Raw genomic sequence first — 17,165 nt, forward strand, 5'->3', positions numbered from 1 at the left:
CCAGGGCCCAGCCATGGCTACTCATGTCGGGTTCACGCTATTTGATAGCGCTTGTCGCTTATCCTTCAATGAAATATTGATTGTTTGTCTATGAAAATGAATTTATTAAAGCGCAGTGTGCTTCTAAATTCATAGCGATAGACGCTGTCAAGTGCCACCGAGCAGCCCCAGAGTCAGCCCCTGCATTGGCATGGCGGGGCATGGTCGGCGGTGGATTTGGGCAAAATATCGTCTTTGCCTGTCAATTGGCCCGGCGATATCACCGCTTTGCCATTGAAGCGCCCGACTGGGGTGGCTGCCGATTCAGGATGCAACTGGCCTATCCGCCATGGCGTTCTGCTGTCATGGCTTCGTTCCTTTGTCCTTGTTGCCCGCGATCGTCATGGTCGCCTTTTTGCGTTGCCTGCCGCAGCGCCTGCGGGATGGTTGGGTGTTTTGTCCGGATGGGCGCAAACCATTACAACAAGACATTTATGTCCCAACCCAACTCAAGCCAGCAGCTCGCGCCGACTGGTGATGGTGACGATAACCAGCCCCGCTTGCACCGGGTGCTCAAGCAGCGCCACCTGAGCATGATTGCCATTGGCGGCGCCATCGGAACGGGCCTGTTCGTGGCCTCAGGCTCGGCCATCGCCCAGATCGGCCCTGGTGGTGCCGTGCTCACCTATCTGCTCATAGGCATCATGGTGTACTACATCATGACCAGCCTGGGCGAGCTGGCCGCCTTCATGCCTGTGGCCGGCTCTTTCTCTACCTATGCCTCGCGCTATGTGGATCGAGGCTTCGGCTTTGCGCTGGGCTGGAACTTCTGGTTCAGCTGGGCTGTGGTGGTGGCGGTGGACCTGGTGGCCTCGCAACTGGTCATGGCCTACTGGTTTCCCGATGTGCCCGGCATCGTCTGGAGCGGCCTGTTCCTGCTGCTGATGGTGGGGCTGAACGCGTTTTCCGCGCGCGGCTTTGCCGAGGCCGAGTACTGGTTCGCGCTGATCAAGGTGCTGGCCGTGGTGGCCTTTCTGATCACCGGCGTGCTGATTCTGTTCGGCATCATCAGCAACGGCCATGTACCCGGCTTCGAGAACTGGACCACGGGCGATGCGCCATTCGTCGGTAATTTCGCGACCTTTGTGGGCGTGGCCATGATCGTGGCCTATTCCTTCCAGGGCACGGAGCTGGTGGGCGTTGCGGCAGGCGAATCCGAGAATCCGCGCGAGAACGTACCGCGTGCGATTCGTCAGGTGTTCTGGCGCATCCTGCTGTTCTATGTGCTGGCCATTGTCGTCATCGGCTTTCTGATTCCCTATACCGATCCGCAGCTGCTGCGCACCGATGTGGCGGATATCGCCGTGAGCCCGTTCACGCTGGTGTTCCAGCACGCAGGCCTGCTGTCGGCGGCCACGGTGATGAATGCGGTGATCCTGACCTCGGTGCTGTCGGCCGGCAACTCCGGCATGTATGCGGCCACGCGCATGCTCTACAACATGGCGACCGAGGGCAATGCGCCGCGCATCTTCTCCCGGCTGACCCAGAACGGCGTGCCGCTGGTGGCCTTGATCGGCAGCACGCTGGTCGCCAGCCTGTGTCTGTTTTCCTCGCTCTATAGCCCGCAGGCCGTCTATATCTGGCTGCTGAATCTGGCCGGCATGACGGAGTTCATCGTCTGGCTGGGCATTGCCGTCAGCCACTACCGCTTCCGTCGCGGCTATGTCATGCACGGCCACGATGTGGGCCTGCTGCCCTACAAGGCCGGCGCCTTCCCCTTCGGTCCCATCTTTGCCTTTGTGCTGTGTCTGGTGGTGACGCTGGGCCAGAACTACCAGGCCTTCCTGGAAGATCGCATCGATTGGGGCGGCGTGGTCTCGACCTATCTGGGCATTCCGTTGTTCCTGCTGTTCTGGCTGGGTTACTGGCTGGTCAAGCGCAAGACCTGGGTCAGCTATGCCGATATGCGCTTTGACGAGCTCGAAGACATCAAGCAGGGCAAGGTTTCGTCCTGAGGCGGTTTGAGCCTTCCTCTTCTCTGTGCGGGAGGGGGAAGGCTGCAGGGCATGAGGTCATGCCGCTGCTTGCTGTTTTCAGGTGCGTGTGTGCTTGTTTAATGCATGGCTGCCGTCTCTTGCCAGCGCAGGCAAAATCGGCACTGTGAGAGATCTTCCCACCAGCCCCGATTCCAGGCCCAGGCGCATCGCGCATCTGGACATGGATGCGTTCTACGCCTCCGTGGAGCTGCTGCGCTACCCGCAGCTCAAGGGGCTGCCGGTGGTCATCGGTGGCGGTCGGCGCAGCTTTGACGAGGAGCTGCTGGCGCGCCATGCGGGGCGGCCGCTGTCCGAGATCCCGGTGGCGGACTTTCCGCTGCTGCGCGATTACACGGGGCGCGGCGTGATCACCACGGCCACCTATCCGGCGCGGCAGTTCGGCGTGGGCTCGGCCATGGGCATGATGAAGGCCGCCAGGCTGTGCCCGCAGGCGATTCTTCTGCCCGTGGACTTTACCGAGTACAGGCGCTTTTCCCGGGCCTTCAAAGAGATCATCGTGTCGATTGCTCCGCTGATGGAGAACCGCGGCGTGGACGAGGTCTACATCGACTTCACCGACGTGCCCGGCGGCCAGCGCGAAGGCGGACGCGTGCTGGCCCGGCTGATCCAGAAATCCATCTTCGACGCCACGGGCCTGACCTGCTCGGTCGGCGTGGCGCCCAACAAGCTGCTGGCCAAGATGGCCAGCGAGTTCAACAAGCCCAACGGCATCTCCATCGTCCAGCCCGAAGATCTGCAAAGCCGGATCTGGCCGCTGGCCTGCCGCAAGGTCAACGGCATAGGACCCAAGGCCGATGCCAAGCTCAAGAGCCTGGGCATAGAAACCATTGGCGACCTGGCCGCGCAAAGCCTGCCGCAGCTGCTGCACTGGTTTGGCAAAAGCTATGGCCACTGGCTGCACGAGTCGGCCTGGGGGCGGGACGAACGCGCCGTGGTGACCGAGAGCGAGCCGGTGTCCATGAGTCGCGAGACCACCTTCGAGCGCGATCTGCATGCCGTACGCGACAAGGTCGAACTGGGCGCGATCTTCACGGACCTGTGCGAGCGTCTGGCCGAGGATCTGCAGCGCAAGGGCTATGTGGGGCGCACCGTGGGCATCAAGCTGCGCTATGACGATTTCAGGATTGCCACGCGGGACCAGACCCTGAACCTGCCGATACAGGATGCGGCGGCCATCCGCCTGGCCGCGGGCCAATGCCTCAAGCGCGTGCCGCTTGGCAAGCGCATCAGGCTGCTTGGGGTCAAGGTCTCGGGCCTGATTGCCGAGCAGCTCTGGCAGGCCAGCGCCCACGATCCTGCGGCTCGCGAACTGCTGCTCAGACCTCATGGTTTGACCTCGGTCAAGCATTCGGATCCCTATACCGCATCTCTGTTCTGAGCCTGGGGGCTCGGGAATCATCACTGTGCGATGATCCAAGTGTGAATTTGTGTATCTGGTTAACCAGCTATCGACGGGATGCCTGATCGCTCACTCTCGAACAAAAACTAAACAGGCTTATTGGAGGAGTGCAAAGCATGCGCCTGAACCTGCCGGTATCTCAACAAAACTACGACTTTCCAGGTGACGAGCTGCTGGTCTCCAGCACCAACACCAAGGGCGAGATCACGCATTGCAACCCGGCCTTTGTGCGCGTCAGCGGCTATGCCTACGAAGAGCTGATCGGCCAGCCGCACAATCTGATTCGCCACCCCGACATGCCGGCCGCTGCCTTCAAGGATATGTGGCGCACCATTGCCCATGGCTATCCCTGGACGGCACTGGTCAAGAACCGCCGCAAGAACGGCGACCACTACTGGGTGCGCGCCAATGTCACGCCCATCATGGAGGGCGGCAAGCCAAGCGGCTATCTGTCGGTGCGCACCAAGCCTTCGGCCGCCGAAGTGGCCGAAGCCGAAGCGCTGTACGCGCGCATGCGCAACGAGGAAAAGCAGGCACAGGCCAGCTTCCGCCTGCGCGCGGGCGCGGTGCGCCGTCTGGGGCTGATGGGCTGGTGGGATGGTCGCAAGGATGTGGGCCTGGTGGCGCGCATGGCCTGGTTGCTGGCCATCATGGCCTTGATCGCCATGCTGCCCGATATGCTGGGTTGGCAGGGTGCAACTGCCTGGGGCTGGCGTGCTGCAAGCCTGGTGGCAGGCGGCGCATTCGTGCTGTGGCGCTTTCAACGGCGCTGCGTGGCGGGACTGGAGGAAGCCAGCCGCTTTGCAGCCGATGTGGCCGCCTGCAATCTGAGTACCGAATGCAGCCAGAGCTACAGCGGTGCCGTGGGGGCGCTGATGCTGAGGCTGCAGCAGATTCAGATCAATCTGCGCGCCGTGGTGGGCGATGTGCGTACCGAGGTGCAGGGCTTTGCCCAGACTGCCCATGAAATCGCCCAGAGCAGTTTCGATCTGGCAGGGCGTACCGAGTCGCAGGCCACCAGCCTGCAGCAGACGGCGGCCTCGATGGAGGAAATTTCGGGCACCGTGTCGCAGACGGCCGACACGGCACAGTTCATGGCCGGTGCCAGCGACGAGAGCAGCAAGGTGGCCAGCCGCAGCGGCGCGGCCATCAGCGAAGTGGGACTGGCCATGGAGCATATCCGCGGCTCCTCCACCCGCATGAGCGAGATCATTGGCGTGATCGAGAGCATTGCCTTCCAGACCAATCTGCTGGCGCTGAACGCGGCCGTGGAAGCGGCGCGGGCCGGCGAGCAGGGGCGCGGCTTTGCCGTGGTGGCAGGCGAGGTGCGAGCACTGGCCCAGCGCAGCGCCGAAGCGGCCAAGGAGATCAGCGTGCTCATCAACCGCACGGTCGATGGCATCAATGACGGAAATGCGCGCATGCGTGCCGCGGGCCAGACCATAGACGGCATGGTGCAGGCCGTGGACAAGGTCGGCTCCCTGGTGCACCAGATCAGCATTGCCACGCGTGAGCAGTCGATAGGCATCTCCCAGGTCAACGAGGCCGTGGCCCAACTCGACTCAGTGACCCAGCAGAATGCGGCGCTGGTGGAGCAGTCGACCAGCGCAGCGCAATCGCTGCGCCTGAGTGCCAGGACGCTGGAGCGTTCGGTGGACGTGTTCCATCTCTAGGCTTTTGTGGTCTTGCTCTGAAAAGGCAGCCGTGGAGCTGCCTTTTTCACATTGGCTTTCGGTAGGATTGCGCCATGAGTGTTGTGCTGACCCTGATCGCCATTGCGGCGCTGGCCCTGTGTTTGCTGATCTGGCTGATATCGCGTTTGCGCGCTGACGCCAGACCCGCGTCGTCTGCAACTGCTGGGCAGGAGGCCGAGCCGTCCGTGGCCCAGGCCGGAGCGGCGTCGGATGTTGCGGCGCGGACACTCTCCGATCAAGAGCTTGCGGCGCAGGCGGATGTGGCATCAGAGGCCAGCAGGGATGTGAATTTTCGCCCCCAGGGCGAGCGTGGCATGGGCGGTCCCATCTATGGCGATGTGCTGTGTGCGGATGGCGTCTACCTGCCCCATGTCTGGGAGATGGACATGCACACCTCCTATGACGGGCGCTGGCTGCGCACGGGCTTTTATGACAGCGAGGCCGCCCATCTGGTCGACCGCAAATCCCGTCGCAGCTGGGTGATCAGCAAGCCGGAAGGCGAGCTGTTGGATGCCATCCACTGGCGCATGCCGCGCTGGAGTGGCGAGAGCATCAACGAAAGCGGCATTGCCGACGATGCGCATGTGATCATGTCCGATGCCAGCTTCGAGGCCTGGCTGGGCGAGCATATGGCTGCGCAGCCGCAGCCCCTGCTGCAGGTGGTGGATCTCTGGGTGCCGGCAGACTGCCTGCCGGCCGAAGTCGCCCGGCCCATGCCGACTCTGCCTCAACCGGCTCAGCCCACCCCGGTGCCGCCGGTGGCGCTGCAGCGCCACTGGCCGGCTTCGCTGCGCAAGCTGCGCTATCCCATGGCTCCGCTGCAGAATCCGCACTGGCAGCTGATGCTGGGTGAGGCCGCCCAGCCTTGGGTGCTGGACGAGAGCCACAGCATGGTCTGGCGTGCCGATGCCCAGGCCTTTGCGCTCTATGCCTACCCTACCCAGGGCGATGCCAGCCAGGCCAGCCTGCGGCTCGCTGTCTGGACCATGGAGCGAGGCTGGCAGCAATGGCCGGAGTTGATGCCCGAGGATCGCAAGCCCTGGGCCCTGGGCCTGCCGGATCTTGAGCCGCCGAGCGAGCCGCAAGCGCCAGCGGTTTTACCGCTGAGCTGGCTCAATGAGCTGCTGCTGCAGAAAGTGCAGCTAGATACGCCCGAGACCGAGCGCCTGCACGATGGCACCAGCATCAGTTGCGCCATGAGCGAGGTGGATGTCTGCGCTGCCCATCAGCGCGATGGCCTGCCCATCCTCAAACCCTCGCTTCCCTTGTGCTTCGACTGGCTGCGTGATCCGGCGCAGCCCGCGCTGTGGCGCGCGCAGAGCGAGCCGCTCAAGGGGCAGCGCCTGATCTGGACTCTGTCCAAGCCCGCCCGGGAGGAGCTGGGCGAAACGGCGGCCTACAACCTGCAATGGGGCGAACGCCATCTGCCCGGTACCTGGGCACTGGAACATGTGATCGTGCAGGGGCGCTGGGCGATTCTCATGCCGCATGGCCGTGCACCGATTCGCGGTGGCAGCGGCAGCCTGCAGATCTGGGACGGGGAGCGCCTGCAAAGCGTGGACCTGCCCTGGCCCGTGGTGCGGCTGGCCGCTGTGCCGTCGGTCAAGGGCGGCATGGCTGCTCGCCTGCGCGTGCTGGCGCTGACGGCCAGCCTGGCGGACAAGGACTGGGACCCCTCGACCGCATCCTGGCGCTGGCCTTTGCAGTCCGTATCGGCCAGCCATCTGGCAAGACCCGACTGGCGCCCGCTCTACTCAGAGCGCGAACTGGCACCCGATGCGCAAGGGCGCTGGCAGTTGCTGCCGCGCTGGCGCGAGGTGAGACAGATTCAACACCCCTGTTCCGACGGCGACTATGTCTGGCGTGACGATGTGCGCGGCGACACCGTCTGGTGGTGGGGCGGCGTGAACGAGCGCGTCAACCACTATTGGCAGCATGATGAACCTCGCAAGGACGGCGTGATCATGACGCGCAGCGGTCTGGCGTTCTGCGGTGTCGGGCCCTGCGCCTGTCCCCATCCTTCAGGCGAAGGCTGGGCCTTGCTGGAGCTTGTGGAGACGCGCTATGGCGAACTGGGTCAATGGCAGCTGCACTGGCTCAACCCCGTGGAAAAGGAAGTGCGCACGCTGATGCTCAAGGCGCGCATGCCGGTGCTGCAGGGTTGGGATGCCCAGGGCCTGCATTGGCAGGATCTGCCCTTGCCTGACGAAGTGGCGCTGCAGGGCGAGGCCAGCGCGGTTCACAAGCCCCAGTCGGAGCCCGCAGCGGCGCGTCAGCTGGTGGTGGCGCAGACCTGGCAGCGTGCTGCCGTCGAGCCCCTGCGCCAGGGCATGAACGGGCTGTGGCTGCGCATTCAGGATCTGCGTTATGCCGAGGCTTTGCTGGGGCAGGATGACTGCCCATGGAAGAGTTGATTCCCTTGAGCCACTCTGCGGCTTCCCTCTGGGGGGACGGCAGCTTTGCTGCGGGGCGGCCCTTGCTTGCTGCCCCTGATTGAGACGGTGCTGGTGTTACTGGCGTGCCGTACGCACGTTGGCGGGCAGGGCACCCGGGTGGCTGGTACGGAAAGGGTTGATGTCCAGGCCGCCGCGGCGTGTGTAGCGGGCGTAGACGGCCAGCTTGATGGGTTTGCAGCGGGTCCAGATGTCCATGAAGATGCGCTCCACGCACTGCTCGTGGAATTCGTTGTGGTTGCGAAAGCTCACCAAGTACTGCAGCAGACCTTCCTGCTCGATTTGCGCACCGCTGTATTGAATCTGCACGCTGCCCCAGTCGGGCTGGCCGGTGACCAGGCAGTTGCTCTTGAGCAGATTGCTGACCAGGGTTTCGTTGACGGGGGCTTCGTCGTGGTTTGCGCGCAGCAACTCGGGAGCCGGCGTGTACCGGGTGCACTCCACATCGAGGCGGTCCAGCAGCAGGCCGTCCAGCTCATGCACTTGCTGGGCATCGAACTGCTCTGCTTGCAACAGCCGCACGCCCACGCTGCCCTGGGTTTCGCTGCCGCGCCAGGTCGCTTCGGACAGATCGGTGCGAAGGCGCGCCAGCACCTCGCTGGCGTCGGCAAAACGGGTGTTGTTGAAGCTGTTCAGATACAGCTTGAAGGACTTGCTCTCGATCAGGTTGGGCGTTTCGCAGGGGATGGTGAAATGCGCCAGCGCCACCTGGGGCTTGCCGCGCAGATTGAGCCAGGAAACTTCGAATGAAGTCCACAGATCGGCACCAAAGAACGGCGGGTTGATGGCGGCGCCGATTTCCTCGCGCTTGGTCAGGCGTGGCAGGGGAAAGAGCAGGGACGCATCGTACTGGTCCACATAGGCCGAGCTTTTGCCCAGCTGCGATTGTTCAGGGGTGTGCATGATTCAAAAACAAAATGGCCAGCAGTAAAAAAGATAGCTGCTGGCGCTTTGTGAGTAAGGGATGGAGCCTGTTTTTACTTGAACTCTCGTTCGCGCAGCCACTTGGTGGCAATCCATTTTTCGCCCTCCAGCACGGGAGCGCCGCCGTGCAGGGTCTTGGTGGCCGGGTCGGGGCGGTTATAGCTGAAGAATACGGCATTGCCACGGCGCGGCACGACCTGCAGCCCTACATCGGGAAAGGTGGTTGAGCCGCCGCGCGCGGGCTCGTTGAGATACATGACCAGGGTTCCCACGCGCTGGCCGCCACGCTTGAGTATGGTCGGCGTGCCGGGCTCGTTGGGGGCGAAGTAATCGTAATGCGGCTTGTATTCGGCGCCAGGCCGGTAGTGCAGCACTTGCATGCCCTCGCCGTTTTCCAGCGGCCAGTTCAGCAGGCGTGCGATGCGCTGCTCGACAAGGCTGATGAGCTCGTTCTCGCCGCGCTGGAAGAACATGCCATTGCTGGTACGGTCGTCATTGACAGCCTCGCCGCCGCTCTGGTTGTCCACGGTCAGCGAGCGCCGCATGCGCGGGCGGGCAGCTGCGATGAGGGCATCGCACTCCTCGTCGGAGAGCAGATTGCCGAACACCACCACGCGCGGGTGGCGCACGCTCATCAGCACATGGACATCGCGATCGCCGGCATGGACGCAGCAGGGATCGGTCAGCAGATCGGGCTCGGGAACGCCTGACTCATGGACCTGCACTGCCACTTCGGTTTCGGGCCGGGCTGCTGCGAAAGGCAGGGGCAGTTCACCCTCTTCGGGCAGAGCCAGCGCGCGGCGCGCCAGATGCTCGGCCCAGCCAGCCTTGCGCATGGACTGCAGCAGCGATGGCAGCGGCACGCCGGAGGCGCTTTGGGCGCGCACCCATTGCATCAGCTCGGGTGTCAGGCCGGGAGGTGTGACGAACTCGTCTTGGGTGGAGGTGCTCATGTCGACAATGCTAGTGTGCACTGATGCCGATTTCAATGCGCAGCGTCAGTCTTGCAGCTTGCGGCGGAACACCAGCTTGCCGGGCGTGCTGGCCTGCTCGGCCAGCGCATAGCCTTCCAGGTCGAACTTGCGCAGGTCGGCCACCTTCCTGGCCTTGTGCTGTACGGCCCAGCGCACCATCAGTCCGCGTGCGCGCTTTGCATGGAAGCTGATGATCTTGTACTTGCCGCCCTTGAAGTCCTCGAAAACGCATTCGACCACGGGGGGCTTGAGCGCCTTGAGATCCACGGCCTTGAAATATTCCTGAGACGCCAGGTTGACGACAATGCGCTCGGCCTGGGCGTCACTGTGCTCGGCTTGCGCAGCACTGCGTTCGTTCAGGTAGTCGGCAATCTGGGCTCCCCAGAACTGATAGAGGTTGCTGCCCTTGGCGTTTTCCAGCCGGGTGCCCATCTCCAGGCGATAAGGCTGCAGCAGATCCAGCGGGCGCAGCACGCCGTAGAGTCCGCTAAGGATTACGACATGCTCCTGGGCCCAGTCCAGCTCCCTGGGCTTGAGGCTGGCGGCATTCAGGCCTTCATAGACATCGCCATTGAAGGCCAGCACGGCCTGGCGCGAGTTCCTGGTGGTGAACTTGGAACTGAATGCTTCGTAGCGGCCTACATTGAGTACGGCCAGCTTGTCGCTGATGCTCATGAGCTCGGAAATCTGCTGGGGCGATTTCTCGCGCAGCACTTCGATCAGTTCCAGGGGCTGCTTTTTGAAAACCGGCAGCGTGTGCGGCAACTCGGCGGAAACAGGGCTTTCATAGTCCAGCGATTTGGCCGGAGAGATCAGAAACAACATGGCTTGACGTTCACTCAATCAAAGAAAGGGCGCATGAAAAAGGGCCAAGGCCCCATCCACCGAAGTGGACAGTCCCCTTGGCCCTGTGATGCCGGAAGGCAGTCTGCTTAGGCGTTGACGCCTGCAGCCTGTTCTTCCTTCTCGAACGGCAGCTGCATCAGGCTCAGATCCTTGCGGGTCTCGACCAGGATCAGCGGGCCTTCGTCGAGCACCACCACGGGTGGGCGCTCGCGAGGAATGCGCACGGGCTTGGGCTCGGCGGCAATCGCAGCCTGGACGGCGGCGATCTTTTCGGCATCGGAGTTGATCCATTCCAGACCCGATGCGGCTGCCAGGGCCTGCAGCTCGGCAATCGGCAGCGCATAGCTCTGAGCTTTGGGCGTTGCGACTGCCGGGGCAGGCGCCTCGGTTTCAGCCACAGGCTCCACGGCGGCAGCCTGAGGCTCTGCGGTAGCAGCAGGTTCTGCTTGCACGGGCTGAGAGAGTTCTGCCACAGTGGCGACAGCTGCCACCACGGCTTCTGCAACCACGGGTGCCTGCACTTCTGCAGCAACAGGCACCTGTTCTGCCTGAGCCTGAGGTGCAACAGCATCAAAGTAGCTGCGGCGTGCCGGCTGCTCGCCAGCGTCTGCGGCAGGCACTTCGACCGGGGCCTGGGCTTCGGCAGCCTGCTCTGCAGTCTGGCCTTCGGCCTGGGCATCGCGCGGTGCACGGTCGCGGCGGTCACGGCCATAGCGGTCACGCGAACGGCGCTGACGGGGCTCGCGAGCCTCGCCGCCTTGTGCGCCATCCTGCAACTGAGCGTCAGAGCCTTCAGCTTGGGCGGTGTTCAGCACTGTTTCGTCGGCCACGGTCTGCATGGCGGGCTGGGCATCGGCGTTGCGATTCTGGCGCTCGCGGCGGCCTTCACCGCGTTCACCGCGCTCATTGCGTTCCGCACGCTCACCGCGTTCCTGGCGGTTGCGCTCGGGCTTGGGAGCTGCGTTGAACTCTTCGCCGTTCAGAGCAGCTTCTGCCACCTGGGGCTGGCGCTCGTCGCGACGTTCGTTGCGTTCGCCACCGCGGCGGTTGCCGCGCTCGGGACGGTCCTGGCGCTGTTGCTGTTCGGGACGCTCGTTGCGTTGCTGCTCGTCACGACCCTGGGCATTGCGGCGGTTGTTGCGGTCGCCGCCATTGCGCTCCGTGCTGTTGCGGTCGCTGCGCTCATTGCGGTCACCGCCACGGCGGTTACGGTCGCCGCCACGGCCTTCGCTTCGGCGGCCGTCGCGGCTGCCTTCACGGGCGGCGGGAGCGGGAGCCTCGGCCACGGGAGCGGGCGCTGCCACGGGAGCCGGTGCGCCAAAGCCGAACAGATTCTTGAGCCAGGCAAAGAAGCCTTGCTCGCGCACCACGGGGCGGGCTGCAGCGGGAGCAGGCGTCGCAGCGGCAGCGCGAGGCTGGCGCGGTGGGCGAGGCTCGGCAATCGGCGCGGGAGCATCGGGCAGCACTCCCTTGATGACGGGAGTCTGCTTGTTGGTGGGCTCCTGCGAGCGGCGTGTGACCGTGGTCACCTCTTCGGGCTCGTCGGCCAGCTTGTAGCTGGCTTCCATGGATTCCAGGCGCGAGTCGTCGTGCTTGAGGCGCTCGAGCTTGTAGTGCGGCGTGTCCATGGACTTGTTGGGCACCATGATCACGTTGACGCGCTGCTTGAGCTCGATCTTGGTGATTTCGCTGCGCTTTTCGTTGAGCAGGAAGGAGGCCACTTCCACGGGCACCTGGCAGTGCACGGCGGCCGTGTTGTCCTTCATGGACTCTTCCTGGATGATGCGCAGAATCTGCAGCGCCGAGCTTTCCGTGTCGCGGATGTGGCCGGAGCCGCCGCAGCGTGGGCAGTTGATGTGGGCGCCCTCGGACAAAGCGGGCTTGAGGCGCTGGCGGCTCATTTCCATCAGGCCGAACTTGCTGATGGTGCCGAACTGCACGCGGGCGCGGTCCTGGCGCAGGGCATCGCGCAGGCGGTTTTCCACTTCGCGGCGGTTCTTGGCCTCTTCCATGTCGATGAAGTCGATCACGATCAGGCCGCCCAGGTCGCGCAGGCGCATCTGGCGCGCCACTTCGTCGGCTGCCTCGAGGTTGGTGCGGGTCGCGGTTTCCTCGATATCGCCGCCCTTGATGGCGCGGGCCGAGTTCACGTCCACGGAGACCAGGGCTTCGGTGTGGTCGATCACGATGGCGCCGCCCGAGGGCAGGGTCACGGTGCGCGAGTAGGCGGACTCGATCTGGTGCTCGATCTGGAAGCGCGAGAACAGGGGGGCGTCGTCGCGGTAGCGCTTGACGCGTGCAGCGTGCTCGGGCATCACATGTGCCATGAACTGCTGGGCCTGTTCATAGATGTCATCGGTGTCGATCAGGATGTCGCCGATGTCATTGTTGAAATAGTCGCGGATGGCGCGGATCACCAGGCTGGATTCCTGATAGATCAGGAAGGCGCCCTTGGAGGCCTTGGCGGCGCCGTCGATGGCGCTCCACAGCTTGAGCAGGTAGTTCAGGTCCCACTGCAGCTCGGGGGCCGAACGGCCGATGCCGGCAGTGCGTGCAATGATGGACATGCCCTTGGGGTACTCGAGCTGGTCCATGGCCTCCTTGAGCTCGGCGCGGTCCTCGCCCTCGATGCGGCGCGAAACGCCACCGCCACGGGGGTTGTTGGGCATCAGCACCACATAGCGGCCGGCCAGCGAGATGAAGGTGGTCAGGGCTGCACCCTTGTTGCCGCGCTCTTCCTTCTCGACCTGGACGATCAGCTCCTGACCTTCGCGGATCACGTCGTTGATGCGGGCCTGGCTGGGCGAGACGCCTTCGGCAAAGTATTGCTTGGAGATTTCCTTGAAGGGCAGAAAGCCGTGACGGTCTTCGCCGTAGTCCACAAAGCAGGCTTCGAGAGATGGCTCGACGCGGGTCACGACGGCCTTGTAGATATTGCCCTTGCGTTGTTCGCGACCTTCGATCTCGATCTCGTAGTCCAGCAGCTTCTGGCCGTCCACAATGGCCAGGCGGCGTTCTTCGGACTGCGTCGCGTTAATCAGCATCCGTTTCATGATGCGTTTCCTTTATTCGTTTTATGAGGCACGCTGGTCACAGACCAACGTGCCTTTGACTGGTAATCAAAGACAGGCTCAACAGGAGCCGTGATGCCAGACGAACGAGTTGAAACGGATGAGGAATCTGGGGCGGTACAGGACGGCGCTACTGGCCTGATCTCAAGTCAGTAGCGGAGGTACAGGCCGGGGGACGAGCGGGAGAGGACGCGCATGCAGACGGGGTACAAAAGAAGCCGACGCGCGTGCTAGGGAGGTGGGTGGTTTCTTCGAGACATGACTCGTCCCGGGGGCCGGCCGTGCCTTGCCCCAGAGGTTGATCAGCAATGTCCAAAAGATCCACATGCTCGTTGAGAGAACCGACAGTTGCAGGCTGCTTTTGCCTGGACAACTGCACGGTATGAGATTCCGTATCAGTGTTTCAATTCGTCAGCCTTTGCCAGGCTCTCACAGGCTGCTGCAGCTCATCTTGACTGCAATTTGCGTGTGCAAAACTGGCGGGCATCGACCTGCCTGTGCGGTGGGAAATGATTGTTTGGACTAAACTCCATGCGAATCAATCACTTACAACTAAGCTCGGCACAGGTGAAACACATTATAGAGGGCAAACCGGCACAGGACCGGTCCCAGAATACGGCCGCGGCCTCGGTACGGCTGATCGAGGTCGATGAAGACTCCGCCGGACAGCGACTCGACAACTTTCTCATGCGCCACCTCAAGGGGGTGCCCAAGACCCATGTCTACCGCATCATCCGCAGTGGTGAGGTGCGCATCAACAAGGGGCGCGTGAGCGCCGAGACCCGGGTTCAGCCCGGCGACGTGGTGCGCCTTCCCCCGGTCCGGATTTCCGACAAAGTGGCTGAAAAAGCGGAGCGCCCGGCACCGGCTAAGGACTTTCCCGCCCTGTTGGATGACGAACACATGATTGCATTGTCCAAGCCTGCCGGCGTGGCCGTGCATGGAGGCTCGGGCGTGAGCTTTGGCGTCATCGAGCAACTGCGCCAGGCGCGTCCCGATGCCAAGTTTCTTGAGCTGGTGCACCGGCTGGATCGCGAAACCTCGGGCATTTTGCTGGTGGCCAAAAAGCGTTCGGCACTCATCAATCTGCAGGACCAGTTTCGCGAGCGCGAGACCGGCAAGACCTATCTGGCATTGGTGCAAGGTGCCTGGCCGGCCAACAAGAAGGTCATCGATCTGCCGCTGCACAAGTATCTGCAGGCCGATGGCGAGCGCCGTGTGCGCGTGACCACGGCCGATGACCCGGATGGAATGCGTTCCATCACCCTGGTCAAGGTCAGAAAGCTGATCGAGCCGCGTCCCCTGCAGGGGCTGCCTGCGATGAGTCTGCTGGAGGTGACCATCAAGACAGGTCGCACCCACCAGATCCGCGTGCATCTGTCCTCGCAGGGGCATCCCATCGTGGGCGATGACAAATATGGTGATTTTGATCTCAACCGTCGTGTGCAAAAGCAGGGTCTCAAGCGCATGTTTCTGCACGCCTGGCGGCTACAGTTCAATCATCCCGCCAGCGGCGAGCGTGTCGAACTGCGTGCCGAGCTGCCGCCTGAGCTGGCGGACTTTGTGAACTGACTAGGCTTCATGACTACTGAAAACCATAGCGCCCGGCGACCACGCCGCTTCGATCTGATTGCATTCGACTGGGATGGCACGGTGGCGGACTCCACGGCCATCATCAGTCGCAGCATCCAGGAGGCTGTGCGTGATGTGGGCGGCACCGTGCCCAGCGACGAGCAGGCTGCCTATGTGATCGGCATGGCGTTGATGCCGGCCCTGGCCCGCGCGGCACCCGATGTGCCGCCCGAAAAATATCCTGAGCTGGCCAATCGCTATCGCTTTCACTTCTTCAAGCATCAGGACGATATCTGCGTGTTTGACGGCATACTGCCGCTGCTTGCCGAGCTGCGCGAGCGCGGCCACTGGCTGAGCGTGGCCACGGGCAAGAGCCGCATGGGGCTCAACCATGCGCTGCAGGACCCGCAGCTCAAGGGATTGTTCGACGGTTCGCGCACGGCCGACGAGACCGCTGGCAAGCCCAGTCCGCTGATGTTGCACGAGCTGATGGCCGAATTCGGCGTGGAGCCCGAGCGAACGCTGATGATTGGCGACACCACGCACGATTTGCAGATGGCACAGAATGCCGGCTGTGCCTGTGTGGGGGTTTCCTATGGCGCCCATGCACCCGACGGCTTCGCCCAGTTCAATCCGCTGTTCGTGGCCGATTCCGCGATGCAGCTGCGGGCCTGGCTGCTGGCCAACGCGTGAAGCCAGATATGACAGATGCCGTGGAGCTCTGCGCCAGTGCGGATCTGGTCGACGGCGGTCGGGCGGTGAGCTTTGATGTGCTGTATGCCGGTCAGAGCAGCCGCGCGTTTGCCATCCGCTACCAGGGGCAGGTTCATGCCTATCTGAATCGCTGCAGCCATATCCCCATGGAAATGGACTACCAGGAAGGTCAGTTTTTTGACGATTCCGGTCGCTGGCTGTTGTGTTCTACCCACGGAGCTGTCTACGAACCTGACAGCGGCGCCTGTGCAGGCGGTCCTTGCCGCGGTGGGTTGGTAAAAATCGCCTTGAGCGAAAGCGGCGGCTTGGTGCGCTGGCATACTGGGCCACACCTGAAACCTCTGAAGTTTTGAGATGAGTACTCCTGACAACCATGATTCCCAGTCGCATGTGACGCCGGGCGCGGACCTCTGGTCCAAGGCGTCTGCTGCGTCCGCTGAGGCGCCCGCCGCTGCGGCCAAGGCCTCCGGGAACGGGGGCTGGGAGCGCGATGTGCTGGAAAAGCTGGTGTTTGCCTCCATCAAAGAACAGCGAGCAGCACGACGTTGGCGCTTTTTCAGCCGTCTGCTGTGGTCCGTGGTGGTGCTGCTGGTGCTGTGGGCGGTGTTCTTCAAGGATACTGCCACCAAGACCAGCACCTCGCCCCATACCGCGGTGGTGGAGATCAAGGGCGAGATTGCCTCGGGAGCGGACGCCAGTGCCGAGTTCGTGGTGGCGGCCATGCGCAGCGCCTTTGAAGATTCGGGCTCGCGCGCCGTGGTGCTGCTGATCAACTCGCCCGGAGGCAGCCCCGTGCAGGCAGGCATCATCAACGACGAGATGACGCGTCTCAAGGCCAAGTACAACAAGCCTCTGTATGCAGTGGTCGAGGAGTCCTGCGCCTCGGCGGCCTACTACATCGCGGCGGCGGCCGACGAAATCTTCGTCGACAAGGCCAGCATCGTGGGCAGCATCGGCGTGCTCATGGACGGCTTCGGCTTCACCGGTGTGATGGACAAGGTGGGCGTGGAGCGCCGCCTGCTGACGGCTGGCGAGAACAAGGGCTTTCTCGATCCGTTCAGCCCCATGTCGGCGCAGCAAAAGGAATTTGCGCTGCAGATGCTGGAGCAGATTCACCAGCAGTTCATCGGCGTGGTCAAGGCCGGCCGTGGCGACCGTCTGCATGAAACCCCCGAGATGTTCAGCGGACTGTTTTGGACCGGCCAGCAAGCCGTGGAGCTGGGTCTTGCCGACAAGCTGGGCAGCCTCGATTATGTAGCGCGTGAGGTGGTCAAGGCCGAGGAAGTCATCGACTACACTCGCCGTGATAATGTGGCCGAGCGCCTGGCCAAGCGCTTTGGCGCCGCCATCGGCGAGGGATCGGTCAAAGCCATGCGCGGCTTGGTGCCAAGCATTCGCTGATCAAGCATCAGAAGGCTGCTGGACCTTTCTGGATAGGCACTGGTTGCTATCAAAAAAGCCTGCGGTATTGGCCGCAGGCTT

Annotated in this window: 12 protein-coding genes; 8 read left to right on the top strand and 4 right to left on the bottom strand. The window is 63.1% G+C overall.

Annotated elements, in window-relative coordinates; translation table 11 throughout:
• The first annotated feature begins 473 nt into the window (after positions 1-473).
• The 4 genes from CSE6_RS03540 (at position 474) to CSE6_RS03555 (ending at position 7,543) form a co-directional block, all read left to right on the top strand.
• Positions 474-1,994 (top strand): amino acid permease, encoded by a 1,521-nt coding sequence (locus CSE6_RS03540; RefSeq protein WP_034353308.1) that lies wholly within the window; start codon positions 474-476, stop codon positions 1,992-1,994.
• A 202-nt stretch (positions 1,995-2,196) separates the two neighbouring features.
• Entirely contained in the window at positions 2,197-3,414 is a 1,218-nt protein-coding gene (dinB, locus tag CSE6_RS03545; RefSeq protein ID WP_233425095.1) for a DNA polymerase IV, read from the top strand.
• Positions 3,415-3,551: 137 nt separating this feature from the next.
• Positions 3,552-5,108: a PAS domain-containing methyl-accepting chemotaxis protein gene (locus CSE6_RS03550; protein WP_034353311.1), complete on the top strand. Its 1,557-nt coding sequence runs from the start codon at positions 3,552-3,554 to the stop codon at positions 5,106-5,108.
• A gap of 74 nt (positions 5,109-5,182) precedes the next feature.
• The gene (locus CSE6_RS03555) at positions 5,183-7,543 is read left to right on the top strand and encodes a hypothetical protein (protein ID WP_059439907.1); all 2,361 of its coding nucleotides are present in this window, start codon (positions 5,183-5,185) and stop codon (positions 7,541-7,543) included.
• 96 nt (positions 7,544-7,639) lie between these two features.
• Here the strand turns inward: CSE6_RS03555 and queF are convergent, their stop codons facing one another.
• From queF to CSE6_RS03575, 4 genes are all read right to left on the bottom strand, one after another.
• Entirely contained in the window at positions 7,640-8,485 is an 846-nt protein-coding gene (gene queF / locus CSE6_RS03560) for an NADPH-dependent 7-cyano-7-deazaguanine reductase QueF (RefSeq protein WP_034389354.1), read from the bottom strand.
• Positions 8,486-8,559: 74 nt separating this feature from the next.
• Positions 8,560-9,459 (bottom strand): 2OG-Fe(II) oxygenase, encoded by a 900-nt coding sequence (locus tag CSE6_RS03565; RefSeq protein WP_059439908.1) that lies wholly within the window; start codon positions 9,457-9,459, stop codon positions 8,560-8,562.
• Between the two features lie 45 nt (positions 9,460-9,504).
• Positions 9,505-10,305 (bottom strand): peroxide stress protein YaaA, encoded by an 801-nt coding sequence (gene yaaA / locus CSE6_RS03570; RefSeq protein ID WP_034389356.1) that lies wholly within the window; start codon positions 10,303-10,305, stop codon positions 9,505-9,507.
• Positions 10,306-10,412: 107 nt separating this feature from the next.
• Complete coding sequence (locus CSE6_RS03575) at positions 10,413-13,379, bottom strand: Rne/Rng family ribonuclease (protein ID WP_059439909.1); 2,967 nt, start codon at positions 13,377-13,379, stop codon at positions 10,413-10,415.
• 585 nt (positions 13,380-13,964) lie between these two features.
• On the opposite strand from CSE6_RS03575, the gene CSE6_RS03580 reads away from it, so the two are divergent.
• Genes CSE6_RS03580 through CSE6_RS03595 form a run of 4 tightly spaced genes read left to right on the top strand, consistent with a single transcriptional unit; the run spans position 13,965 to position 17,084 of the window.
• A complete protein-coding gene (locus CSE6_RS03580) occupies positions 13,965-14,969 on the top strand; it encodes an RluA family pseudouridine synthase (RefSeq protein WP_034385443.1) in 1,005 nt (334 codons plus the stop codon).
• A gap of 9 nt (positions 14,970-14,978) precedes the next feature.
• Positions 14,979-15,662 (top strand): HAD family hydrolase, encoded by a 684-nt coding sequence (locus CSE6_RS03585; RefSeq protein ID WP_034408589.1) that lies wholly within the window; start codon positions 14,979-14,981, stop codon positions 15,660-15,662.
• Between the two features lie 8 nt (positions 15,663-15,670).
• The gene (locus tag CSE6_RS03590) at positions 15,671-16,036 is read left to right on the top strand and encodes a Rieske 2Fe-2S domain-containing protein (protein WP_034378675.1); all 366 of its coding nucleotides are present in this window, start codon (positions 15,671-15,673) and stop codon (positions 16,034-16,036) included.
• Position 16,037: 1 nt separating this feature from the next.
• Positions 16,038-17,084: a S49 family peptidase gene (locus CSE6_RS03595; RefSeq protein WP_034353335.1), complete on the top strand. Its 1,047-nt coding sequence runs from the start codon at positions 16,038-16,040 to the stop codon at positions 17,082-17,084.
• Positions 17,085-17,165 lie beyond the last annotated feature (81 nt).

The organism is Comamonas sp. E6 (genome assembly GCF_001010305.1).
Taxonomy (GTDB): domain Bacteria; phylum Pseudomonadota; class Gammaproteobacteria; order Burkholderiales; family Burkholderiaceae_C; genus Comamonas; species Comamonas thiooxydans.